Origin of the sequence: Paenibacillus sp. FSL R5-0527, assembly GCF_038008055.1 — a bacterium.
Classification (GTDB): domain Bacteria; phylum Bacillota; class Bacilli; order Paenibacillales; family Paenibacillaceae; genus Fontibacillus; species Fontibacillus macerans.
In genome coordinates, this window is record NZ_JBBOYI010000001.1 from 6,506,473 (window position 1) to 6,532,249 (window position 25,777).

General features: G+C 53.9%; 15 protein-coding genes and 1 riboswitch. Of the genes, 5 read left to right on the forward strand and 10 right to left on the reverse strand.

What is annotated here, in order from left to right; all coding sequences use genetic code 11:
- Window positions 1-53: 53 nt before the first annotated feature.
- From NYE69_RS29270 to NYE69_RS29285, 4 genes are all read right to left on the reverse strand, one after another.
- Window positions 54-5,960, reverse strand: coding sequence for an S-layer homology domain-containing protein (locus NYE69_RS29270; protein WP_340929499.1), 5,907 nt, complete (start codon window positions 5,958-5,960; stop codon window positions 54-56).
- 1,107 nt (window positions 5,961-7,067) lie between these two features.
- Window positions 7,068-7,847 (reverse strand): succinate dehydrogenase iron-sulfur subunit, encoded by a 780-nt coding sequence (gene sdhB / locus NYE69_RS29275; protein WP_155619656.1) that lies wholly within the window; start codon window positions 7,845-7,847, stop codon window positions 7,068-7,070.
- 12 nt (window positions 7,848-7,859) lie between these two features.
- A complete protein-coding gene (gene sdhA / locus NYE69_RS29280; protein ID WP_155619605.1) occupies window positions 7,860-9,605 on the reverse strand; it encodes a succinate dehydrogenase flavoprotein subunit in 1,746 nt (581 codons plus the stop codon).
- A gap of 427 nt (window positions 9,606-10,032) precedes the next feature.
- Window positions 10,033-10,704 (reverse strand): succinate dehydrogenase cytochrome b558 subunit, encoded by a 672-nt coding sequence (locus NYE69_RS29285; protein WP_155619604.1) that lies wholly within the window; start codon window positions 10,702-10,704, stop codon window positions 10,033-10,035.
- A 347-nt stretch (window positions 10,705-11,051) separates the two neighbouring features.
- Here NYE69_RS29285 and NYE69_RS29290 point away from each other — a divergent pair, with 347 nt between their 5' ends.
- Window positions 11,052-11,963 (forward strand): LysR family transcriptional regulator, encoded by a 912-nt coding sequence (locus NYE69_RS29290; RefSeq protein WP_155619603.1) that lies wholly within the window; start codon window positions 11,052-11,054, stop codon window positions 11,961-11,963.
- Between the two features lie 110 nt (window positions 11,964-12,073).
- A complete protein-coding gene (locus NYE69_RS29295) occupies window positions 12,074-14,716 on the forward strand; it encodes an S-layer homology domain-containing protein (protein WP_340929503.1) in 2,643 nt (880 codons plus the stop codon).
- Between the two features lie 98 nt (window positions 14,717-14,814).
- Here the strand turns inward: NYE69_RS29295 and NYE69_RS29300 are convergent, their stop codons facing one another.
- The 3 genes from NYE69_RS29300 to NYE69_RS29310 all read right to left on the reverse strand — a co-directional run bounded on the left by NYE69_RS29300 (window position 14,815) and on the right by NYE69_RS29310 (window position 18,154).
- Window positions 14,815-16,062: a cation:proton antiporter gene (locus NYE69_RS29300; protein ID WP_340929505.1), complete on the reverse strand. Its 1,248-nt coding sequence runs from the start codon at window positions 16,060-16,062 to the stop codon at window positions 14,815-14,817.
- A 61-nt stretch (window positions 16,063-16,123) separates the two neighbouring features.
- Window positions 16,124-16,786 (reverse strand): potassium channel family protein, encoded by a 663-nt coding sequence (locus NYE69_RS29305; RefSeq protein ID WP_155619600.1) that lies wholly within the window; start codon window positions 16,784-16,786, stop codon window positions 16,124-16,126.
- A gap of 24 nt (window positions 16,787-16,810) precedes the next feature.
- Window positions 16,811-18,154: a TrkH family potassium uptake protein gene (locus tag NYE69_RS29310; RefSeq protein WP_445744801.1), complete on the reverse strand. Its 1,344-nt coding sequence runs from the start codon at window positions 18,152-18,154 to the stop codon at window positions 16,811-16,813.
- A gap of 66 nt (window positions 18,155-18,220) precedes the next feature.
- Window positions 18,221-18,390: riboswitch (cyclic di-AMP (ydaO/yuaA leader) on the reverse strand.
- A 282-nt stretch (window positions 18,391-18,672) separates the two neighbouring features.
- Here NYE69_RS29310 and NYE69_RS29315 point away from each other — a divergent pair.
- Window positions 18,673-20,430: a CPBP family intramembrane glutamic endopeptidase gene (locus NYE69_RS29315; protein WP_155619598.1), complete on the forward strand. Its 1,758-nt coding sequence runs from the start codon at window positions 18,673-18,675 to the stop codon at window positions 20,428-20,430.
- Between the two features lie 582 nt (window positions 20,431-21,012).
- Here NYE69_RS29315 and uvrC read toward each other — a convergent pair.
- Window positions 21,013-23,289: an excinuclease ABC subunit UvrC gene (gene uvrC / locus NYE69_RS29320; protein ID WP_340929510.1), complete on the reverse strand. Its 2,277-nt coding sequence runs from the start codon at window positions 23,287-23,289 to the stop codon at window positions 21,013-21,015.
- A gap of 147 nt (window positions 23,290-23,436) precedes the next feature.
- Window positions 23,437-23,754 carry a thioredoxin gene (gene trxA, locus NYE69_RS29325; protein ID WP_036620128.1) on the reverse strand — a complete coding sequence of 106 codons (318 nt, stop codon included), beginning with the start codon at window positions 23,752-23,754 and terminating at the stop codon, window positions 23,437-23,439.
- Window positions 23,755-24,077: 323 nt separating this feature from the next.
- Between trxA and NYE69_RS29330 the strand changes: the two genes are divergently transcribed.
- Together NYE69_RS29330 and NYE69_RS29335 are read left to right on the forward strand one after the other, a co-directional pair.
- Entirely contained in the window at window positions 24,078-24,233 is a 156-nt protein-coding gene (locus tag NYE69_RS29330) for a YqzM family protein (RefSeq protein WP_155619596.1), read from the forward strand.
- An 89-nt stretch (window positions 24,234-24,322) separates the two neighbouring features.
- Window positions 24,323-24,556, forward strand: a complete 234-nt coding sequence (locus NYE69_RS29335) for a hypothetical protein (RefSeq protein ID WP_340929513.1) — start codon at window positions 24,323-24,325, stop codon at window positions 24,554-24,556.
- Window positions 24,557-24,816: 260 nt separating this feature from the next.
- Here NYE69_RS29335 and dnaI read toward each other — a convergent pair whose 3' ends face one another.
- Window positions 24,817-25,770 carry a primosomal protein DnaI gene (gene dnaI / locus NYE69_RS29340; protein ID WP_155619655.1) on the reverse strand — a complete coding sequence of 318 codons (954 nt, stop codon included), beginning with the start codon at window positions 25,768-25,770 and terminating at the stop codon, window positions 24,817-24,819.
- Between the last annotated feature and the right edge of the window lie 7 nt (window positions 25,771-25,777).

Below are 25,777 nucleotides of genomic sequence, written 5' to 3' on the forward strand. Positions count from 1 at the left end.
GAGACGCCCCGCAAGCTACTGGCCTGCAGGGCGTTTCTTCCACTGGAAAAGAGTTATTCCCATGAAAGGGCTTCTCTGCTTTTAATAAGATAATTATAAATGACTTGCGCCGCCATCGCCCGGTTAGTAAAGCGCTGCGGAGAAAGACGGCCGTCGCCGGTTCCCTGCATCAGGCCGGTCCCCAGCATATCGTTGATGGCTGATTGCGCATAATCGGCAATATCTCCGGCATCGCTAAAGCTCTGAGCCGTACTTGGGTTATCCGCCGGCAGCTCGGTTCCCGCCGCTTCCATGATAGAATGAAGAATCACGGCCATATCCTGGCGGGTAATTTTCGCTTCCGGCCTGAACCGGTTATCCCCTGTTCCCTTAACCAGTCCCATGCTCTTGGCAGCCGCCAAATACGGGCTGTAATACCGGTTGCCTGCGTCCGCGAAATTGCTTGCGTTCTCGCCTGCCGCCGGCTCCATTCCGAAAGCATTCATGGTCATCACGAGAAACTCCGCGCGGCTAATGTCGCTTCGCGGCAGAAAACGTCCTTCCCCGCTTCCCTTGACGACGTCCCTTGCCGACAGGTAATTAACGGCTTGGGCATACCAGCTTGAAGGGCTCACATCCTGATAGGATACCGTCTTGCCCCCAAGGACAAAATGGCCCAACCGGCCGGTATGAAATACCACCGCCTGCAAATCCTTGTTGTAATGGCTGTTCAGCACCGCTTTTGCAGGGCTGCCCGCGTCTATGGACCAAACCGCGAGAGCGTCGGTCTGCTCGGTTTGACCAGGAGTATAAGGAACGGACACCGCAACATCCGCCACGCTCCCTTGCCAGTCGATGTCCTTGCCATCCATGCGCAGCGCCAGCTCGATGGCCGGTCTGCCGCCGATCAGCCCCAGCATTTCCGGCGATAATCCGGCCGGAACGCCGGGCCGGACAACCAGTTCCACGATGGGGCCGGTTGTACCGGTGCGGTTCAGCATCCCCGCGGGCAGAGTCACACGGGCATGCGGAGTAACAAGCTCAATCCGGCTTCGTCCATCCTTGTCATTAAAGAATGCGGCCGGGAGCTGGATGATAAATTCCCCGTCGAAACGATTCCCGCTGTCGTCCAGTACGACGGACACCTTTTTAACGCCTCTCTTGTCAGAGCTCACGTTGGAAAAGGCGGCGCTGAGTTCCTCTTCAGCGATGGAGACAGCGGCCTTGTTTCCGCTGATGACCGCTTGAGCCGTGATCGTGCCGGAGCCGGATGGAGCAGGCTTGACATTGCCCGCTGAGCTAACGGCCCCACCGCTGCCCGTGCTTCCGGAACTTTTTCCGTGATTTCCGTTTCCACTACCGCCGTTGCCTCTGTTGTCATCATCGTCGCTGTTGTCGCCCGGAACCGTTGGGGTAGTTCCATTATTGGCTGTTGTAAAGCGGTAAATCGGGCTGCGCGTCGAGGCGCCGTATTCGTCCGTAATGTCCATGTACCAATAGTAGGTTTTGCCTGGCGCAAGCCCGTTCCACGGTACGGAAGCAACATCGCCGGAGATTACTCCTTTTTGCTCCCCGATCAGCGCATCTTTGTACACATTAACCGCAAAATAATCGGTAGCCACCCGTTTTTGGATATCCCTGAACGCAAATGGCTCCGTAAAGTCCTCGGTCGCATCATCGAAGAAATTATAGTCATCCAGATACGGCGAGTAGGTATCCACATCCAACGTGCCCGCTGCCGGATCAAACTTCAGAAGCCGGAGATAGCCGTTGCCGCCGTTTGGACCTCCCTGATAGTCCGCCAGCATCTCGATCACCTGTCTGCTTGTACCGTCCGGATGCGTCACCGTCTTCACGACCCGTTTAGCCGCATGATAATGTCCGCTCAGCACAAGCTGTACATTTTTATTGGGCGCGATCACCTGATCGAATACATTTTGCGCCATATTGGATAAGGTACCGTTGGATTCCAGATAAGCGTGCATGCCAACGACCGCAATCCGGTCCGCATGCTTTCGCAGCACTTCGTTGGCCCACGCCACGGTCTCCGGCGTATCTTCCAAGCCAAAGCCAATGTAAAGGAAAATAAAATCATGGCCGCCGAACGAAAACAGGTCATAGTGATTCCGGTTGTTGTCCATTTCCCCGCCGTACCAAGGATTATCCTTGTACCGGTCCGCGCCTGCATATTTGCCGAAGTAAGAGTAATTGACTCCATCGATAATGACATCGTGATTGCCTGCCAGCACTCCGTACGGCACGCCGGCGTCATCCAGCTTTTTCAGGTTGCGGTCGGCTACCGCCCACTGCCGCTCATCGTTCGCAACGTTGACGATATCGCCCGTATGAATGGCGTAAGCAAAAGTGCCTTTTTTATACTCTTCGGAAATCCAGTCGCCCAGCCTGTCAAAAATTTCGGGGTAAGACTCGGCATAATACTGCGTATCCGTAAACCACAAAATCGTAAAAGGATCGTTGGCGCCCTTGACCTCATCCTGCACCATGGCCTGAATCCGCCCGTCACGGACATACCGTCCGGCCTCGATTTCGGCGATCAGGATGATATCGGCCTCGGCGTTCTGGCCGGTCTCCGCTTTCAGCGCAGTCCACTTGCCCGCATCATAATCCCAGGCATACAAGGTTACAATGCGTCCGGGCAGAGTCCGGCCCTTCCAATAGACCTCCACCTTGTCCGCGGGTTGAATCTCTTCCTTCAATTCAATTTCAAAGCGGTGGTACGGAAATCCGGAGTCGGTGTCCGTCACAAGATACTCTCCGTCCGCAAAGGCGATCTTACCGGCCTCGGCTGCTCCGATTTCGCCCTCGCCGTCCGGGTTCAGGACCAACGGAGGTTCACGGTCCGCAATATCGGTATAGCCGCTGATTCCCTCCGGTCTGGCAAAGTCGTATTTATCTCCTTGAAGGAAGCGGACATCCATGGCATCGCCGCCAGGATCGCTGACATTGGCCCGGAGTTTGGGGTTCACCGGCACTTTGTCCGCGAAATCGGCCGGCGATACCTCGCCGGGCGCAAGCGGCTTCTCGTCCTCGATTTGGAACGATTCCTCCAGGACGGCCGTGTTCCCCGCTCCGTCGTAGACGGTCACCTTCAGCCGGTGCTCGCCTGCGCTCAGCAGAGTCGAGGATGAATCGTACGGCAATTCAACGGCTTTTCCGTCAAGTTCGGCTTCAATTTTGCCTACGCCGCTCAAATTGTCCGAAGCCAGCACATTCAGCGTAAACGGCCCTTTGAGAAACATGGAGTTTTCCAGCAGCTGTCCGTCACCGTAAGAGATTCCTTCGATAACCGGCGCCGTGTTGTCCACCATAACCTGAACAGCGTCGATCTCCTGTCCGCCGATCGTCATCGTCAACGGATAAACTCCGTCCTGGACGGCTGCAGTGTCCAATTCGGCATACCGCGCCGTGAATTTGTCGTCCGGGACCGGGAAATGAAAATCGCTGATCATCGGTTTGTTGGGGTTGCTCCCGTACTCCGCGTCGCCGAAGCCGTAATACGTGTCTTCTCTGTAATCCACGGTGGTTTGCGTCAGGTTCCCCAGATAGTTCAATACCTTATCGGGCTTAACAACGCTGCCGTCCGGCAGCACCAGGTGAACATTTTTCACCTCAAAGTCATCATGATTGTTGCTGCCGAACACCTTGTCATGATCCTTTAATTGATAAGGCGCATTTTCGTTGCCGGTATGCACCGAAACGACGGTGCCGGTCACAAACAGATCCGCCGGCATGTCGAACATGGACCAGGCGTCATTGGTGTATTTCGGCAGAATGCGGCTGAAAAAGCTCGGTTCCCCTGCCGGGTCCAGCGCGCTGACCGAAGCCTGATAGATTTGGTCGACGCCGCGGGTCTGCATGCCCAGGCTTGCTTTGCCCGGCAATGTTTTGCGCAGGGACACCGGCTGGCCGTTAAAAAGGACCTCGATGCTCTCGGCAGCCTGACGGCCGTATGCATAGAAGGAGGCTTTTCCTTTCAGCATGCTTCCGCCCTCTATGGATAAGCCCGGGTCCGGAAGCTCAGTGCCTGTCCCGCTCTCATTTACGGTCAGCATGCCGCCTCTGGAATTATAAGGCACTCTTGTCCGGTTGCCCGCGGCATCCGCCGCATCGATGATATAACGGTAAACGCCCGGCTCATCGAACGACAGACTGCCTTGATAGATATACTTGCCTCCGTCCTCTCCTGTCAGCGTAAGAGGCTGCGTGCCCGTGAACAGCATCGGCTCCTCCGTTGACGCTCCATACAAGATTTGGGCGGAAGCCAGCGGTTCGTCGCTCGTTACCGTAACGTTGTAGGTCTGGCCTTTTCCCAGATTGTATACGGTCTGCTCGTGCTGCAGCGTAGGCGCAACCATATCCACCCCGTCCACGGCCGGCACTTGACCGGGATCAATGCTGCCGGGATTGGCGTACATCCGGTTATCCAGCCTCACCATAGCCGTTCCGGTTAACGGGTACGCATAGCGGATCACCGCATTGCGGACATCGTTTACAAGACGGTCCGGGCTGCCGGTGCCGGTTGAATCATACCAGGCTTCCACTATGTACTGGTCCGGAGCGTCCGGGGATGACAGGGCCAGCCCGCGATGCGTAGCGTTCGGAAGATTGAAGTCCGAAGGCTGCGAATTGTCGTAAAAAATAATGTCGCTGTCCGCCAGCGTACTGTTGAAATGCAGGTTGAAATCGGCGGTTGTGGTATAGCCTTTGCCGTTGGCCACCGCTTCCTTGGCAAACCAGATGACGGCCGCGCTGTAGGGCTCAATGCTGGTGTGCTGCGGAATGACCCATTTCTTCGGAGCCGTCGTTCCCGGATAAAGGTACCATAGCGTGTAATCTTTCAAGTCAAGAGTTTGAGCGGAATTATTGTATAATTCCAGATACTCGTACTGGTTCCCGCTTCCATACCGGTAATCGCCGGCAGGATTCGGCAGAAGCTCGGTGATCAAAATGCGGGGAATATCCGCATCGGACACCTCTCCGGTAAGCACGGTCTCATACTCCGGAGATCTGGCCCACTCGATGCCGTCGCCCGCCTCCAGCACATAGTACAGCTTGTCCCCTCCAAGGCGGGCGGAAGGAATTTCGCCGGCAAACAAGCCGCCCCCCCGGTCTTCCATCGGCAGCTCGCTGTAAGAGCCGTTCGCCGACGTTTTATAATACAGCTTGACGGTAAGCGAATCCCCATCCTCATCGTACACGCCGGCCGTCACGGTTAAGGGCCGGGACCGGTCCGCCGTTGCGATTGGAGTATGAGCGATTTGGGGAATGCGATTGTTTGTTGCCGTGAGCTGCGCAGGCTCGACCCGGCCGGCCGATGGAGCCGCTTCCCGGGCAAACGGGACCATCGCCGTTCCGCTCGAAGGAAGCTGCAGATGCACGCTCTTTCCGTCACCGACATCGTCGGCGGTGTAGTAATACTCACTAATAACTGCGGAAGCATCCCCTTTGCGGGTAATGAGAAATCCCCGGTCCGTATTGTTTAATCCGTCCTGCCCCTTGAGCACATAAACCGGCACGTTATCCGGCACGGAATGATACTGCCTGAAATCGGCTTCGCCCAGATTGGCGGCTGCCCCGGTAATGGAGGAGCTTGTCCGCTTGACCCACAGTACCGCCGGGCTATCTGCCGGAATAACTACGGTATTCGGATCATCGTATACCGTATCGGTTACCGTCAGATTTTTGACGCCGCTGTTGTAGTTATACCGAATTGCATATTCCTCGTTGAAGGCCAGAGGCTGACCGGAGTGATTGTAGATCTCTACATACTCGAACAGGTCCGCACCGCCCGCTCCCTCAATTGCATTCTGATTGGATTTGTCATCCGGGTAAATCTCGGAGATAAATATTTTCATTTCATCTGATGCATCCGCCTTCGCCGGCACAATGATACCGGTAAAGTTAAAGCTGGACATCAGCATGCCGCACGCTAAAACAGCGGCTATCACCTTCTTTTTCATGAGTTCCTCCTTGTTAGTCTTTATCCTAATAAAGACTAACGGCGAAAGGTAAGCTGAATATGAAATGTATTCATAGGTTTTGTAAATATACAGATTGAAATACGAAAAACGCCTTATGATAAAATTGTTCGGTTACGCTGAAAATTCATCTCGTTCAGTAGTTATAGTAAAGGGGTCTCCCCACCCGAGCGTACCTGCTGCCTGCTCCGGCTTTCTTTGTCCATTGTTGAATGGAATGGCTGCAAAATGTACATTTACTTATCCGGAAATGCTGCCACAGCACTTGATTAAGTGTAAAACCTCAGACTGTTGAGAAAGTCCATTTTTTAAAATTTGAACACTAAATTCGGGATCAAGACCAAAATCAGTGCTTGACAAAATAAATGATGACATGGATGGTGTTGTCTCTCCAAACCACTTTGCACAATCATCCCTATGGTTCAGGAAGCCAAGTCCCCTGGTCAAACGGGATAATCGTGAAAAGCCTCCGGATAACGAATCTAGCTCCAGGCTACGGTCTGCTGCCGGCTTGACTGTCAAGCAATGATGATTAGGCTGAACCAAAATTCGAAAGTTTTGTTTAAAACTTAGTCCTAAGATCGTTTTAAATCGATTTTTCTTTGCGAAGGCGAGAGTCACCACTCAACAGTCTGATGATTTGCAATTAGTGGTCACTGCCAAGCGGTCAAGCACACTTTTACCAGCCATCCGGCCAAATCTGCGGACGCTAACGGCACTAGCGTTGCATCAAGTCTGTTCTGACAAGATATAGTTTCTAGCCACACCAATCATCTAACGGATGCCACAAGCGCTATTTGTTCCAAAAACGCGGATTTCAAATTGTAACGGTTGCCATCGTGCTTATTTCACTGAAATCCGGCTATTTTTGCTTAGATTTAGGCAAATAACGACGCTCATAACCGTTAGAATTTAGAAAGGGTCTTTTTTCGGAAAATAGCCGCTGCTGCAACCGTTAGATTTCCGGGGTGCTTTTACGGGAAAGCTTCCCGGAAATCTTGAAAATATTATTAATAATAAAGCAGGGGAACCACTCTCATGGCTCCCCTGCTTTATTATAATACCTTATAATACCTATAAATAATTCCCCTATTCCGTCAGCCAACGCTTAAACATACGCTTCGTGGTGTCCCGGTTCATCTCGGCGATCGAAGTGGTCAGCGGGATGCCTTTCGGGCAGGCCCGAACGCAGTTTTGCGAGTTGCCGCAGCCTTCGATGCCGCCGTCTTCCATCAGCGCGTCCAAACGCTCGTCGGCGTTCATGGCGCCGGTCGGGTGCGCGTTGAACAGGCGCACTTGGGAAATGGCCGCCGGGCCGATGAAGTCCGTTTTCTCGTTGACGTTCGGGCAAGCCTCCAGGCAGACGCCGCAGGTCATGCACTTCGACAGCTCATACGCCCATTGGCGTTTTTTCTCCGGCATGCGCGGACCCGGACCCAAATCGTACGTACCGTCGATTGGAATCCACGCTTTCACCCGCTTCAGAGCGTTAAACATCCGGCTGCGGTCGATCACCAAATCGCGCACGACCGGGAACGTCCGCATCGGTTCGATGCGCACCGGCTGCTCCAGTTGATCGATCAGCGCCGCGCATGCCTGGCGCGGTTTGCCGTTGATGACCATCGAGCAGGCGCCGCAAACCTCCTCCAGACAGTTCGACTCCCAGCATACCGGAGCGGTGTGCTCGCCCTTCTGGTTTACCGGGTTGCGCTGAATTTCCATCAAAGCGCTGATCACGTTCATGTTCGGCCGATAGTCCAGCTCGAACTCCTCGGTATAAGGCTGGGAGTTCGGGTCGTCCTGGCGCGTAATGATGAATTTGACTTTTTTGCCTGACTTTTGTTTTGCGGCTGCTTCCGTTTCCGCCATCGCTATCCCCTCCTATTTATCCTTCGAGTAATCGCGAATCCGCGGCGGGATCAGAGAGACGTCCACGTCCTCATACGAGATTTGCGGGCCGTCCGGCGTCCATGTCGCTTTCGTCGTCTTCAAAAATTCCTCGTCGTTCCGGTTCGGGAAATCCGGTTTATAATGCGCGCCCCGGCTTTCGTTGCGGAGCAGCGCTCCCAGCGTCATCGCTTCGGCCAGCTCCAGCATGTTCCACAGCTGACGGGTGAACGCGGCCCCGGCGTTGTTCCAGCGGGACGTATCGTTGATGTTGATTTTCTTGTAGCGTTCCTTCAGTTCCTTAATCTTGTTGATCGTCGCTTCGAGCCGGTCGTTGTAACGGACGACCGTCATGTTGTCCGTCATCCATTCGCCCAGCTCTTTATGAAGAACATAGGCGTTCTCCGTGCCGTTCATGTTCAGCAGGCCTTCGAATTTGTCCTCCTGCGCTTTGCGATAGCGATCGAACACGTCCGGACGGATGTCGTCGGCCGATTTTTTCAAGCCGCGGATATATTCCACCGCTTTCGGTCCGGCCACCATGCCGCCGTAGATGGCGGAGACCAGCGAATTGGCCCCGAGCCGGTTCGCGCCGTGGTATTGATATTCGCATTCCCCTGCCGCAAACAACCCGGGTATGTTGGTCATTTGATTGTAATCGACCCACATGCCGCCCATCGAGTAATGGACCGCCGGGAAGATTTTCATCGGAATTTTGCGCGGATCGTCGCCCATGAATTTTTCATAGATTTCGATGATGCCGCCGAGCTTGACGTCCAGTTCCTTCGGGTCCTTATGCGACAAATCGAGATACACCATGTTTTCCCCGTTAATGCCCAGCTTCTGATCAACGCAAACGTGGAAAATTTCCCGGGTGGCGATGTCGCGGGGCACCAGGTTGCCGTAAGCCGGGTATTTTTCCTCGAGGAAGTACCACGGTTTGCCGTCCTTGTACGTCCAAATCCGTCCGCCTTCGCCGCGCGCCGACTCCGACATCAGCCGCAGCTTGTCGTCCCCCGGAATCGCCGTCGGGTGGATTTGGATGAACTCGCCGTTGGCATAGTGGACACCCTGCTGGTATACCGCGCTGGCGGCCGTACCGGTGTTGATCACCGAGTTGGTCGTTTTGCCGAAAATAATCCCCGGTCCGCCCGTCGCCAAAATCACCGCGTCGGAAGCGAACGTTACGATTTCCATGGAACGCAGGTTTTGCGCGGTAATGCCGCGGCATACGCCATCATCGTCCAGCACGACCGAAAGGAATTCCCAGTTCTCGTATTTCGTGACCAGCCCCGCCGCTTCATGACGGCGCACCTGCTCGTCGAGGGCGTACAGCAGCTGCTGTCCCGTCGTCGCTCCGGCAAAAGCGGTCCGGTGATGCTTGGTCCCGCCGAACCGGCGGAAATCCAGCAAGCCTTCCGGCGTGCGGTTGAACATGACGCCCATCCGGTCCATCAGGTGAATGATGCCGGGCGCCGCTTCGCACATCGCTTTGACCGGCGGCTGGTTGGCCAGAAAGTCTCCGCCGTATACCGTATCGTCGAAATGCTCCCATGGGGAGTCGCCTTCGCCTTTCGTGTTCACGGCCCCGTTAATACCGCCCTGCGCGCACACCGAGTGGGAACGTTTCACCGGCACAAGCGAAAACAGATGCACCGGCACGCCCGCCTCGGCCGATTTGATCGTAGCCATCAGCCCGGCCAGACCGCCGCCAACGACAATTACGCTTTGTTTAGCCATTGTATTTCAACTCCTAAAAGTTTTGTATAGCGTTGCGTCATTGAATTGCTTCGTACAAAACTCACTTCGGAAGCATCCGCTTAGTTTTGTGAGCGTTACGACTTTGAGTATCGGCGAGCAAAACTCGCTTCGGATAGTTGTGTAGCGTTTCTTATTAAATCTACACTCGATAAACATTCTGATTGGAAATATCCAATAGAACTCAAAGATGCGTAGCAGATACAGCAGTTTGATTGGATATTTCCAATTGATTCGGTTTGGCTGGACGCAAAATGGACAATTTAAGCGAATTTATATTGGATATTTCCAACGTAACTTCAAAACGTCGCCCGGTATCCGTCAACCTATTGGATTTTTCCAATGCTCATTTCTCTTTATGCTCCCCAAAATATCGCGATATCGCCGCCAAAAATCATAATCTTCATCCTTACGCCAGCAGCGCCTTCGCTGACTCCAGCAAAGCCGTTCCTTCCGCCTGGAATTCGGCCCCGCGGAAAGCGAACAGCGAGCCGACGAACATCAGCGCGACGATCACGAACAGCCCCATGCAGATGTACGAGGAAACGCGCTGCGCGCGCGGGCCGACGGTGATGCCCCAGCTGACCATAAACGACCATAACCCGTTGGCGAAATGGAAGGACGCCGCCACGACCGAAATCAGATACAATAGGAAGAAAACCGGCTGGGTAACGATGCTGTGCATAACCCCGCCAAGCTCTTCATGAGTGACATTGCCCAGCGCCACTTGAACGCGGGTTTCCCACAAATGCCAAATCACGAAGGCAAAGACGATTACACCCGAAATCCGCTGGAGCAAATACCGCAGATTCCGTTCCGTCGGGAACCGCCCGTTATTCGGCTTCGCCTGGAAGGCGATATACAATCCGTAGACACCGTGGTACAGCAGCGGCAGCCAGATGCCGAAGATCTCCAGCACCGGCACGAGCGGCAGGCTGTTCAGGAAAGCCACGCTTTCCTTAAATCCCTGGCTTCCGCCTTCCACCGCCGAAAAGTTGGTGATCATGTGTTCCAGAATGAAAAACCCCAGCGGAATGACTCCGAGCAGCGAATGAAGTTTTCTGGAATAAAACCCTTTCATAAGTGCGCGTACCCCTTTCTAGTTTCCATCTTCCCTTGAACTTGCGCATTTTCAACAATAATCGACAAATCGATTAATACAGCCCTTCAGTTTGGATATGATATATCCCACAACATTAAGGCTATTTTACTATGTTACAAAAGTAACATGTGAACATCTTGTGTCACTTTTCATGTTACTCCTTTTTATCTTATAATGGAATTGCAATATAGTTATTAATAGTTATACAAAAAACACATAAGCAGCTTTTCACATATAGCCCGGTATAGTCCGATCACTTGTCCATCAATAATCCGCGCCAATTATCCAGCCCTATTTTTTTCTTCCCGAAAAAAGGAGGTTACCCCATGTTAGAAGAACTGCTTGTATTTACCACCGTCGTGGAGCAATCCAGTTTAAACAAAGCGTCGAAGCTGCTCAATTTGTCCCAGCCCGCACTTTCCCGAAAAATCGCAAAATTGGAGGAAGAATGGGGGGTTGCGCTGTTTCACCGCAAAGGAAAACGCCTGGAGTTGACCCGTGTCGGCCAAGAGGCTTATTTGTATGCCCTGGAACAGCGGCAGCGCCATCAAAACTTTCTGCAGGCCGTCTCCCGTTTCAAAAAGGCGGAACGCACCGTCGTTACGCTGGGCGCCAGCCTGACGACCATCCAGACAACGCTGCCCCCGCTGGTCAAGGCGATGATGGACAAATTCCCGGACATCGAGCTGAAGCTCGTCACCGGGAAAACGCATGAGATCGTCTCCCACGTCCGCGACAAAAAAGTGGACATCGGCGTCGTCGCCTCCTCGATCAGCGAAGCCGGGTTAAAATGCATCCCGCTGTTTCAGGACCACCTGGAGCTAGTGGTCCCCAAGGGACATGAACTCGCATCCCCAACCCAAGACGGCCATCCCTCGATGGACGATCTGAACGGCCGGTCCATGATTATTTTCTCCAAAGGAACCTGGTACCGCCGGCTGGTCGACGACCTGTTCGGCCGCTACGGCATCGTCCCCGACGTCCGCATGGAGATCGACTCTTTCGAGGCGATCGTCCGGCTGCTGCCGATCTGCAAAGCGGCTTCTCTGCTCCCCAGATCGTACCTGCGCAGGCCGCTGCTGCGGGACAACGGGCTGGTGTCCGTGCCGATCCCCGAACTGGAGCAGACCCGCAGAGAAACTTGCCTGATTTACGGAGAGAAATCGGAGCTGACCAGCGAAACGAAAGAGTGGTTTACGCAAATTCGCGAAAGTCTGGTGGAGGAGCTGTCGCTGTAATTTTATGCGGAGAATTAACAAGTGCACAAAATTTCAAATACTTCGCAACAAGGAAGAGCAAATAGCCGATATTAAAGAGTGCAGGTTATTTTTGAGAGGAGAAACGCAAAATGAAGAGAAAGCTTTCAACGGGGATCATTGCCATCTTAGTACTGAATTTACTGCTTGGGGTCGCGGCGCCGACATCAATGATACACGCCGCCAGCAGTACTAACGGAATTCGGATTACGATGAATCCGCAAAATGGGGCCAGCAATGTTGACCCTGCCGCAACTAAATCTATTAAGCTGCAATTTGACCGCAAGGTACAGATCAATAAGGATTCGCTTAAAGTGTCCGAAAAAGGTAAGGAACCCTTGTCCAATATCGAGACGGTCCTTAGTGATGGGAGCCCGGGGAAGGGTACGAATGAAGTTACACTGCTGCTGCCGCAGTTAAAGTATAACACGACATACGTTGTACAAGCTGAAGAAGGCAATTTTGTGGATGCGGAGAACCGGAGCATTGCCTCCCCTGCTATTCAGTATTTTTTCACAACAAAAACCGAGACAGCCGCCGGCAGTACTAACAATGCCGTCAATGCTGGTGCGGCGGAAGAGACTTCGCCATTGCAAATGTTAGGTGTGACACCACTTGGGGGAAGCACGAACATTCCCGTGAATACCGAGTTTACGATGATTTTTAATCGCAACATTAAGATTAATAACGAATCCGCCATTGTTTTTAAGAAAAAAGAAAATGATGCGCAACTGGCTGTTCAGGTTAGAGCCTCCGGTTCAGGTTTGTTTATAAAGCCTGTTCATGAGTTGGACAAGGGCGACAGGTATTATCTGTACATTGGTGCGGGTGCCGCAGCGGATGCTCAGACAGGGGCTGTATATATGAACGGCTGGGAGGGTTTATACGAGACGGAGACGGACAAGAATAGTAGCGAGGCTCCTGTCCTTCAAAGTGGGGAGATTACGAATAATACGATTATTTTAAAATATAGCAAGCCGCTTGGCACAAATAATAGCATCGCAACGACAGGCTTCAAGGTGGTGGTTAACCAGCGGGAAAGAGAAATTTCCAAGGTATACTCTTCCGGGAGCTATCTGTATATCGAATTGGTGACAGCTATTGAAGCAAGTGATTTGGTGGAATTATCGTACACCCCGAAAGCGAGTAATAAGCTAGTCCTTAGCTCTGGGCAGGCGCTTGCGGAAATCAGCAGCTATAAGGTGAGCAACACCGGCAGTAAGTCAACATTATCAGAACCACCAGCTGCACAGGGCAGGCCATCCTTTGTAACGGCGATTTCCAGCTCTAACTTCGGACTTGGCGGTTATCTGCTAAATCTAAGTACGGCTAAGTCATCAAGCAGTGTATCGGTTGGCGGGCAAAATATCTCAAGATATACGATCGGCGCAGCACAACTGCAAGAAGCCATTAAATTTTTGATCTCCGTAAATACGAATAAAAGCAAACGCGAGCCGTTAATTTTTGAGGTGCCGACGACGGAGAAAGCCGCTGAGGTGGCTATCCCGCTTGGCGCACTGTATGAAGGTTACAATCGCGGTAAGCCTGTTTCATTTTCAATTAAATACAATGAAACGATGTATGAGCTGCCGGTCGAGGAGATTCCGTTTGCGCAAATTGCCAAGTCCTTGAATAACGGGACACTAAGTGTAGATTCTTTAAACACGCTGTACTTGATTATTCAACTGGAATTTGTTTCGCCTGACCAGATTTCCATACCGATGACTATAAATGGGGTTTACGTGAACCAGGCAAGCGATCCTATACGCATTAGAATCATTGTGGTTTCTGAATCAGATGCGTCTAATCTTAACGCGGCTACCCATTTGTTTAATATTTCTCATGTAGGGAAGCTTTATTTGCGCATTACCGGCAGTAAGGTGACATCTGCAAATGCAACGTTAGTGAAATACGACACAGTCAGCAAGACGATCATTCCAATTCCGTCTAAGATTTCCGGAAGCAACGGGACGCTGGTATTTAGCGGAAAACCTGGCGGCAATACAGCGAATAGCGGAGCCGGGGCATCCGGGGCTGGATTGGCATCTGGACAAACGGGAACAGGGTCAGGAGCAGATGAAGGCTCGACAAGCTCAGGGGCAGGATCATCCAATGTGGAGGCAGGGTCAGCAGCTTCAGACGGCCTGATCGTTGGCCTAGCATCAGGTGCTGCTAATTATGGGGACACCGGGAAGCATTGGGCAAAAGCGGATATTGATGAGCTGACCGCAAAATTTGTGGTCAGTCCACGTAAAAGCGATTCTAACGCATTTGAGCCTGACCAGAATATTACGCGTGCAGAGTTCGCGGAGTACATTGCCAAAGCGCTGGGATTAGGCACAGATATAAAGGAAGCGCAGGTTTATCCGGACGTGAAGCTCGATACGCGCGGGGGCTACATAGGCGCTGCCAGCAAAGCCGGAATCATTACGGGTTACCCGGACGGGAAATTCAGGCCGGATCAGTATATTACCCGTGAGGAAATGGCTTTGATGATGGTGCGTGCCCTGAATTATGGCAAATATGAGCCTACCTTAAACGGCACACCGGCACAGGCTTTGACGAAGTTTAAGGATGCCTCCAAGATTCGTTATCAAGAAGCTGTAGCCAAAACAGTTAGGGCCGGCGTTATCCAGGGGGTGACGGCAAATACCTTCCAGCCTCAAGGGAACGCAACACGCTCACAAGCGACGGTAATGATCAAGCGGGTGTTGGATAAGCTGAATTTGGAATAGCTGAATCTGGGATAGCTGAATCTGGGATAGCTGAATCTGACGAGCTAATTTAGAGCCTTCAAGTTAGACTATTGAAAACTAAAACCGCCACCCAAGCCTTACGGCTTTCCGGTGGCGGTTTCTTTGACTTCCAAACCGAGTTTTTTGGCGACCCAGCCGGTGGTGCTCGCTTGAATGATGATCGTCAGCACAATCGCCATAAAAGCCAGCCCGGTAATCACGTTGGAATGAGCGATTCCCATCCCCGCAATCATGCCGGACAAGGCGGCCGGGATCACCCCGGTTTCGCGCACCCAGCACATGAACAGCAGTTCGCGCCACGTCCACTTCACCTTGCGGTCGGGCCAGGCGCACGCCAGCACCGACAGCGGGCGGGCCACAAACATCAGGATCAGCACCGCCGCCAGGCTTGGCCAGAAAAATTGCCCGAGCGTGGCAAAATTCACTTGGCTGCCCAGCAACACAAAGATCAGCATGCGCATCATAACCGTCATATTTTCAGCGAAAGAGCTCATTTCCACATGATTGTCTTTCAGGGACAAACCGAACGTTTCGGCATTACCCCAGATCACCCCGGCGACAAACGTAGCCATAAACCCGCTGACATGCAGCAAATCGGCGATCAAGTATGAGGATAACGCGCAGACCGTCATGACGATTGTGGAATAGTCGCGAAAATAGCCGTGGCGGGCATGTCCCGCCAAATAAGTCAGTATGCCCGAGATCATCAGTCCGGCAAGAATTCCGCCGAGCGCGGTTTTGACAAACTCCCAGGACATAGCGCCAACGTCCAGCGCCCCGCCGCCGGCCACCGCGGCCAGCAGCGAAAACGTCAAAATCGAGCCGGTAGCGTCGTTAAACGCCGATTCGCTCTCCACCGTCTCGCGGACCCGCTCCTTGATTTTTACCTGCTTGAATACCGGAATGATCGAAGCCGGATCGGTGGAGGCGATGACCGCCGCGGCCAAAAAAGCAAAAATCCAGTCAACGCCGAACAAGTAATGAACACCCACGCCCACGACGATCGTCGAAATCACCACACCCGGCACGCTGAGCAGCGATAACGTAATCCATACGTTGCGAAGCCCGCTCAGCCGCAAATTCCGCCCGCCGTCAAACAAAATCAGCGCCGACCCGACCGTTAATATCAATTGATTGATCAGCGATCCGCTTTGTTCATGAATCAGCCCAAGCCCCGGGCCGAGCAGCATCCCGACGGCGATGAACACCGCCACATCCGGCAGCCTTAGCCATGCCGCCAGTTTGCCCGATACTACGCCAACGCTGATGACGAATAAAATTAAGATCAGAAAATGATGTATCGCTTCGGTTACAGCCGATTCCATACCGCCACATCCCAACCATCAAAAGTGAACCAACTCTTTTTTCTTAATAACCCGGTAATAATTACTCGTTAATGACTTCCTCGAACTCTTCGATATTTTTCTTCGATCCGATGATGACCATAATGTCCCCTTCTTGCAGCTGATCCATGGCGGTAGGCGCCACCAGGATGCTTCCGTCGCGATGAATGGCCACGATGCTGCAGCCGAAACGGGCGCGCGGGTTAATGTCGCCCAGGTTTTTCCGGTCAAGGCAAGCGGGAACGTTCATTTCCACGATGCTGTATTCCTTGGACAATTCGATGTAATCCAGCAGATTTGGAGTCACGAGCTGATGCGCCACGCGGACGCCCATATCCCGTTCCGGAAAAATAACCCGGTCCACGCCAAGCTTTTGCAGCGCGCGGCCGTGCAAGACGGAGATCGCCTTGGCAACCACGGTCTTGATCCCCAAGTCCTTGAGCAAAATCGCCGCCAAAATGCTCATCTGAATATCGCTGCCGATCGCGACGATCCCGCAGTCGAAGTTACGGACGCCCAGCGATTTCAGCACTTCCTCGTCCGTGGCGTCCGCCACGACGGCATGCGTCAGCTGGTCGCTCAATTCGTTTACCACCTCTTCGTCCCGGTCGATCCCGAGCACCTCGTACCCGAGGTCCATTAACTCCAGAGCCAGGCTGGAGCCGAACCGCCCCAATCCGATGACTACAAACTGCTGCATTTTCATGTTTAATCTCAAGTCCCCTTATCTTTATCCTATAATCATTTTGCCTTCCGGATGGCGGTACAGTTCTTTGCCCTTCTTCGGTCCAAGCGCATAAGCCAGCGTAAGCAGCCCAAGTCTTCCGGCAAACATCGTAAAGCTGATGAGGATTTTGCCGATTACCGTTAGTTTCCCGGTAAGCCCCATCGATAGGCCGACGGTGCCAAACGCGGAGGTCGTCTCGAACAGAATGCTCAGGAAGCTGGCGTCCTCGGTCGTGGACAGCACCATGGCGACGGCCACCACAAGAAATAAAGCGAGCATCGTGATGGTGACCGCTTTGAAAATACGTTCCTGGGCCATCCGGTAGCGGAACAGGACGAGGTCCGACTGCCCGCGGATCATGGAGATGACCGCGCCCACGAGAATGGTGAAGGTCGTCGTTTTGATCCCGCCGCCGGTCGAGCTGGGCGAAGCCCCGATAAACATCAGGATGATCATAAAAAATTGCGAAGCCTGCCGCAGCGCGCCGATATCGACCGTGTTGGCCCCTGCCGTCCGCGGCGTCACCGACTGGAACAGCGCGGCCCAAAATTTCCCGCCCCAGCCGAGCGGGGCTAGCGTCCGCGGATTGGTGAATTCGAATATAAATATGACCAGGGCCCCGACCACGATCAGCGCCGACGTCATCGACAGCACCACCTTGGAATGCAGCGACAGCTTGCGGCGGCGCCGGAAATCAATGATGTCCGACAGCACGATAAACCCGATGCCCCCGGACACGATGAGAAACATCGCCACGAAGTTGACGAGCGGATCGGCCACGTACAACGTCAAGCTCCGGTATTCGCCAAACAGGTCGAACCCGGCGTTGTTAAACATGGATACCGCGTGAAAAACGCCAAAGTACAGCGCCCGGCCCAGCGGCATGTCAAACGCCCAGCGAATCGCGAACAGCAGCGCCGCGCAGGATTCAATGACCAGCGAATACAGCAGCACCTTGCGGATCAGCCGGACGATGCCCTCCATCGTGTTCTGGTTCATCGCCTCCTGCAGGATCAGCCGGTCCTTCAGCGAGATTTTCCGTTTCAACACGAGCGAAAACAAGGTGGCCATAGTCATGAACCCAAGTCCGCCGACCTGAATCAGCAGCATGATTACGATTTGGCCAAACGTGGAAAAATAGGTCCCGGTATCGACGACGACCAGTCCCGTTACGCATGTCGCCGAAGTCGCCGTAAACAGCGCGTCGACGAACGGCAGCATCTCCCCGGCCGCACTGGAAATCGGCAGCATCAGCAGCAGCGATCCCAGCAAAATGATGAGCGCAAAACCCAACACCAAAATTTGCGGCGGGGAAAAGCTGATTTTTTTGAAAGACAATTCATTCACCCCATTGTTGTCGTGAAAAAAGAACAAAAGAAAAAAGCACTGGAAATCCAATGCCTTTCGGTGTTTGGTTCCTGTTGCAGGAGGCCTACGAGGTTAGCTGACGGATTCGGGCATGCACAGTTGCCCTAATCGCCCGACCAAGGCAGCCATGCCGCTGCCGCCACAATCGCGCGAAATTCACCCCAAAAAAAATCGGTTCCCCCGTTTTCGAAATCGAAATTAGGCCTTATTATTTTTCAAATGTTTTCATTCCGTTTTCGTCAAATGGATTATAAACCTTATTGGCTTCCACTACAAAGGTTCTTTTTGATTAAAAACGGTGAAAAAAGGCTGGAAACGGCAAATCGCCGATCTTCTTGCCGTCCAATCTGAGCCATGCTAGGGTATAACGGGATTATTGCATCTTTTCATCATTTTTGCCTTCAACTGGCGTTGGAAATTCCACTATGTTATCTTTACTGTGATGTACTTCGCGCAAAATCATACTTGAGAACAAAAAATTTTAAAGGAGTTTTGTAATGTTTTCACCTATGAAACCGTTCAGCCGCAGGCTGAAGACAAAAACGCTTTGGCTGATGGCCCTGATCGGGTTGGTCATTTTCTTCATCGTCCAGATTTTTCCGACAACCGCTTCCGACACGCTGCAAATGGAGCAGTCGGATGACGTCATCGCCAAATCGCAGGCCAGAACGAAAGCTATCGAATTTGCAAAGTCGGTGCTGAACTTCGAGTTGGCCGGTCATCCCGAAAAAGCGCTCGTTACCTATGAATCGCGCTCCGATCTGTACGGTTATTTAACGAAGGCGGATTTGCTCGCCCCTTTCCTGAAGACGTATGACAAGCAATTTCCGTACGACGTTTTTCGCGTCCGTTTCAACGAACCAAACGATGGGTTTAGCGCTTTGACCGTCGACGTTCACATGACCACCGGCAAAGTGGTCGGGTTCGAGGAAATCGTTTCCGCGAGCAATGCGAAAAAGCAGATGATGCTGGACTACGGTACCGAGACGCCAGACTCGCTGCGCGCCTGGGAAGGCGACTTGACGCTGGAGGAGAAGGAGCGGCTGGCCGCGCCTTATCTGGCCACGTTCGGCTTTGATCCGGCCCGCCTTGAGCGCGTGTCGGGCGAGGGCGATGTCGGTCTGCTCTATCACATCAAGGGGGATGAGCTCGGGGAGTCGCAAGCGACGATCGATATCCGCTACGAATACGGCGCCGTATCGTCATTCGAAAGCTACTTCTCCGTTCCCGAGACGCATGCCGATTACGTCGCCGGGCAGACGCGGCTGGCCAACTGGCTTACCTTTGCCGGATACGCCCTGTTCACGTTTGTGCTCGGCATCCTGGCCATCGTATACAGCGCGCTGACGCGGGCGCATACCACTTTTAAACGCGGGATTTTTCTGGCCGGCGCCTACTTCGTCTTGTCCGTCATCGGGACGGTCAACATGCTGCCTGTGTTTGAAAAGGACGGGCTCGATCCGATCGTGCTGACGGTAGGGTTCGTGATTCAAGGGCTGGTCACCCTGATTCTTGCCGCCTCGGTATATTTCTCGCTCGTCGGCGGGGACGGACTGTGGCGGAAAAACGGCATCAATCTGTGGGCGCGGTCCAGGGAGGAAGGTTACGGCCGCCATGTGCTGACCGCGGTGGCCGACGGTTATGCGTGGGCTTTAATTTTGCTCGGGGTGCAGTCGGTTGTCTTCTTCATTCTGGAAAGAACGATTCATACCTGGTCGACGACCGATGCGACACAATCGCCGTACAACATGGTCTACCCGCTCCTGTTCCCGCTGCTCGCCTGGGTGGCCGGGATCGGCGAGGAAGCCGTTTACCGGCTGTTCGGCATTCCGATGCTGAAGAAGCTGTTCCGCAGCACGTTCGTCGCCAGTCTTTTGACGACCTTGATCTGGGCTTTCGGCCATACGCTGTATCCGATCTATCCGGTCATTTCACGGCCGATCGAGTTGACCTTTATCGGACTGCTGTTCAGCTTCATTTTCCTGCGCTACGGCTTTCCGACCGTCGTTTTCTCGCACGTGATCTTTGACAGCATCCTTATGGCGCTGAGCCTGATGTTTATGGGCGGAGCGGTGAACATCGCCGCCGGTCTGGTCTACATCGCCCTGCCAGCGATCGTCGCTTACGTCATCTATCTGTTCAACCCGCCGGGCAAGGAGCGGCAGGGTCCACCGCAGGGTCCGCCGCCGCTGCATCCGCTGCAGCCGCAGCAGCCGGAGCCCCCGCAATCTCCGCAGCTGCTGCAGCAGCCTTAGGCGGCTATGAAGAGGGTAGATCCTGCAGAACGCAAAAAACCGTCGGAGCAATTTTTGCTTCGACGGTTTTTTGGTTTAAGGAGCAGAGAGGGAATGAGCGTTGTATTTGTTTCCGCAAAATAGCGGCAATTGGCACTAGCGCTGCATTTAAATCTGCGGAAAGATTCCTTTCTGGGCACACCAATATTCTAACGGTTGCCACAAGCGCTATTTGTTCCAATCCCGTTGATTTCAAATTGTAACGGTTGCCATGGATCTTATTTCGCTGAAAACCGGTAATTTTTGCTTGGATTCAGGCAAATAACGGCGCTCGCAACCGTTAGAATTTAGAAGAAAAGGTCTTTTTTCGGCAAATAGCCGCTGCTGCAACCGTTAGATTTCGGATAGCTTTTACGGGAAAGCTTGAGCAAAAGTTAATGCAACGCCGCCAGTGACTTTGGGTCCCTATTTGGAAATCAAGCTTGGAAAAGGAGCCTTTTTGCCCCCATCTTTCTAAAATAACGGCAAAAAAATCCTCTATTCCAGCCTGCGCTCCCGCTCCTAGCGATCATGGTAAGCCATGGCTCCGAAACTGGCCGTAGTTTACAATTCTTCCGGCACGTCCTCGTCCCGCAGGGCGTCGATAATTTGGCGGGCGAGCTTGTCGCCGATCGAAAGCGGCCGGAAGTCTTCGACTGAAGCCTCTTTGATTTTTTTCAGCGAGCCGAAATGCTTCAGCAGCGCCTTGCGCCGTTTCTCCCCGATGCCAGGGATCGCGTCGAGCCGCGAAACGACCATCGACTTGCCGCGCTGCTCGCGGTGGAACGTGATGGCGAAGCGGTGCACCTCATCCTGAATCCGCTGCAGCAGGTAGAACTCCTGGCTGTCGCGCGGCAGATGAATCGGCTCGGGCGGGTCGAAGGCCATCAGCTGCGCCGTTTTATGCTTGGCGTCCTTGACCAGGCCGCACACCGGGATATAGAGGCCCAGCTCGTTTTCCAATACGTCGGTCGCAGCGGAGATCTGCCCTTTGCCCCCGTCGACTACGACCACGTCGGGGAGCGGCAGATTTTCTTTCAGCACCCGTTCGTACCTGCGGCGGATCACCTCGCGCATCGTTTCGTAGTCGTCCGGTCCCTGTACGGTCCGCACCTTGTATTTGCGGTACTCCTTCTTGGCCGGCTTGCCGTCGATAAACACGACCATCGCCGATACCGGGTTCGTCCCTTGGATGTTGGAGTTGTCGAACGCCTCGATGCGCGACGCCTTCTCCAGGCCGATCGCCCGCGCGAGGTTTTCCGCCGCCTTCGAAGTCCGCTCCTCATCCCGTTCGATCAGGCGGAATTTCTCGTCGAGCGCCACGCGCGCATTTTCCAAGGCCATCGTCACCATCTGCTTCTTCAGGCCGCGCTGCGGCACCAGCGTCTTGACGCCAAGCCATTCCTGCAGCGCCGCCGCGCCGGAGGCCGAATCCAGCGCCGCCGGCTGGTCTGCGGCCCGGGTTTCCGGGCCGGCTTGAGCTTCCGAGCCGTTCTCGCCAGGCAGCGTTGGTGCCGGGCCAGCCTCGCCTTCCAGTTGCATGGCTTCCCCCGCTTGCGCCCCTGGCGTCGGCACCGGGCCGTTCTCGCCTTCCGGCGCTGGGGCCGGCACGGCCCGGACTCCCGGCACCGGTACCGGACTATCCGCGCCTTCCGTTGCCGGAGCCAGCCCCGCCAGTGCAGCCAGCGCCGGTACCGCCCCATCCGCGCCTTCCTGCTCCGCAGCTTGCCCAGCCGCGGCCTCCGGCCCCAGGCTTACCGGCGCTGGCTCCGCTCCGTCTTCGCCGCGACGCTCAGCCCCGGCCGGCTCAGCTCCGCGCTTCGGATCCCCCTCAGCCCCGGCGGCCTCAGCCTCCGCATCCTCCTTCATCTCCGGCAGCAAAATCTCCTGCGGCAAGGCCGGATTTTCACTGTAATACTGCGTGACGAACGACAGAAAATCCCCGTATGCATCGCCGTAAAACGGGAATACCGACGCATGCCGCTCGATCATTTTCCCCTGCCGCATGTACAGGATCTGCACGCACATCCAGCCTTTGTCGACGGCAAAGCCGAAGACGTCGCGGTCTTTGGCGTCTTTCATCGTGATCTTCTGCTTCTCCATCAGCGCGTTGATATTGATGATCTGGTCGCGCAGTTCCTTGGCCCGCTCGAATTGCAGCTCCTCGGCCGCCTCATGCATTTTGCGCTCCAGCTCTTTTTTGATCTCCTCGTGCCCGCCGCTCAGAAACGACGTTATTTCCTGAGTCATATCGTCGTAGGTCGATTGCGGAACCTCCTGCACGCATGGCGCCAGGCATTGCCCCATATGGTAATAAAGGCACACCTCTTTGGGCATCACGTTGCATTTGCGCAGCGGATACATGCGGTCGAGCAGCTTTTTCGTTTGCTGGGCCGCATACGCGTTCGGGTACGGACCGAAATATTTCGCTTTATCTTTAAGCACCCGCCGGGTCACCTCGAGCCGAGGATGCGGTTCATTCGTAATTTTGATATAAGGGAAGGTTTTGTCGTCCTTCAAAAGCACGTTATAACGCGGGTGATGCTGCTTAATGAGGTTGCACTCCAAAATGAGCGCCTCCATGTTGCTTCCGGTTACGATATATTCGAAATCGCGGATTTCCGAGACCAGCCGCTGAGTTTTTCCGTTATGGCTGCCGGTAAAATACGAACGGACCCGGTTTTTCAGCACTTTGGCTTTGCCGACATAGATGATTTTGCCGTCTTTGTTTTTCATCAAATAACAGCCCGGCAAATCCGGCAGCAACGCCAGCTTGTGGCGAATCGCCTCCAACGCCTTCTCCTGCTCCTGCCCCTGCGCTTCGTTGACAAATGAGTCCACGCCCTTCATCCTCCTCCCGCATAAAATATCACAAAACGCCCGCACCGCCTGAAGCGCGTACACCGCTTACACAGAAAACGCCCCCGGACAAAACCGGAGGCGTAATCCAAGGCGCGCAGCAAAAGTCCCTATCGCCTTATCCCTGTCTTATTGATGCTTGGCGATCAGGTTTTTCAGCGTGTCTTTCGAGTTCAACCCGACGATTTTGTCGACCGGTTGACCGTCTTTGAACAGGATCAGGGTAGGAATGCTCATTACGCCAAAACGGGAAGCCGTTTCCGGATTGTCATCCACGTTGAGCTTGGCGATTTTCACCGAGTCCCCCACTTCTGCCGACAGCTCCTCCAAGATCGGAGCGATCATTTTGCAGGGACCGCACCAGGGAGCCCAGAAATCAACAAGAACCGGACCTTGCCCTTCAATTTCGCTATTGAAAGACTGATCGGATACATTAACAATGGCCATGATATTCTCCTCCTTATAGGTTTGCTTGGGAGCGCGTCAAATATCTGCTGCCGCAGCCCAGCAATTGGATTGAATGTGAGAATGTTGCAGACCGCTCACCCGCAAAATGTTCCAAGATGAACATTTTCAGGAATCTTCCCTGATGAGCGACAACTGCCGAACCAATTATACCACATCCCACTAAAAAAAAGAAAGTGCTCGGCCCAGCCCTTCTTCTTTACAAAGTGAAAAGCGATTGGTTATACTAAGAATAACCTGAAACCGAATTGTCTATGACAAATGTTATTGAAGACACGATAATTTCGCGAGGAGGCCCCGTCGCTATGGATGCAAACACGCATGCGAACGACCCACGGCAGCATATTAACGAAGAACCGCGCAACGACCTGTTCGATTTGATGAACGGTTTCTTCGGCATGCTGACGTTTATGATTGTGATCTTTTTCGGGATGGTTATCATTAAATTTATTGCCGGTTAATTGAAGCGTCTACATACCTCCGGCATTGACGCTCGCTACGGCACGGCACGGCGGCAAAAAACCGGACTTCCCGAAGGAAGTCCGGTTTTTTGCCGATGTTCGGGAAGGCACCGGCCCCTCCCGGAAATAGCGGTAATTTATGTCGTTATTTCTGCGGTGCTGCCGCTCGCTTAGAAAATAGCGGAACTTTCGGTCCCTATTTTCTAATTGGGCTTGAAAAAAACGCCTTTCTCCCCCCATCCGGCAAAAATAGAGGAAAAAAATTCCGCTATTTTATGCCAAGCCCTTACCTTGGCGAAAATAGCGCCCTTTTTTACCGTTAGCTCCGCGGCCTCAGCAAACGTGGACCGCATCCCACGGCGGCGGTAAGCTAAGTGCACTTTGGCGGATGGAAGCCCCAGTCGTTTTATGGCTCGTCCGGCGCTTAGCGGCAGGCATCCGGTCCGGGGTCGACAAGGCTACCTCCATGGATGTGGCCAGGATGCGGCCAAAATTCGCCAGATGCGGCCAAGATGCGGCCGTTCACCTAACGCTCGGCCCCGAGCCGCGGTCGTTTAATCCGCGTCCCCTGCCAAGCTTCCCGTCAAGACCGCCCGCGCTTATTCGTCCCGCGAACCTGGACGACCTCCACGAACGGCGCGATCCGGTCCATCAGCCGCTGGCCTTTATGGGCCTCTTCCCCGTCCTTGCTCGTGAAGCTTAAATGCTTCTCCAGCGCGTTCAGCGAATAGTTCGACGTGTAAAAGGTCGGCTTGCGGTTCATCCGGTAATTCAAAATCGAACCCAGAACATGATCGCGCACCCAAGGGTTCAAATTTTCCGCCCCGATATCGTCAAAAATGAGCAGATCCACCTGCTTCATCATCTCCACCGTTTCACGCAGCTTGTCGCTGTCCTGCAGCATCGACTTCAGCTCTTCCACGAATTCGGGCATATACACAATCGCCCCGGAATATCCCTCTTTGGCGAGCTCGTGCAAAAGATAGCACATCAGGAACGTTTTGCCCGTGCCAAAATGCCCTTCCAGGTACAGCCCCCTAGGCTTCAGGCCTTGTTCCCTAATCTCGTTGATGTAACGGAACACTTGGGCAACGGCCGGAGCCCGCAAGCTGTCCTTCGACATAATTTCCACTTCGCTGTAGCCTTCCTCCAGCGCCCGTTCATCCACATAAAAACTGTGGATCCGCTTTTTCACGGAAAGTTCCCGCTCATACTGCAGCTGCTTGCCGCAGGGCACCTGCAGATCCACCAGCTCCGGCTTGCCGCCCAGCTGCTCCACCGCCAGCTTCGTATAATGCCCGGGAAAATCGTTCGGGCAGTTCGCGAGCCCGGGGCAGTTTTCGCAGTGCCGGCGGTCGTTCACATATTGATACAGCTTGGCCATGCCGCGCATCAGCTGCTGCTGTTCAAGCTCCGGATGGCTGCTGCGCAGCTCCCAGACCAGCGGATCGTTCAAGAGTCTCGCGGCCAGTTCCTCCGAGCGCTGCCTTAGCTGCGAGCTTTTCATTTGCGACAGCAGTTCCCCCAGCGATTCCATGTCGCAT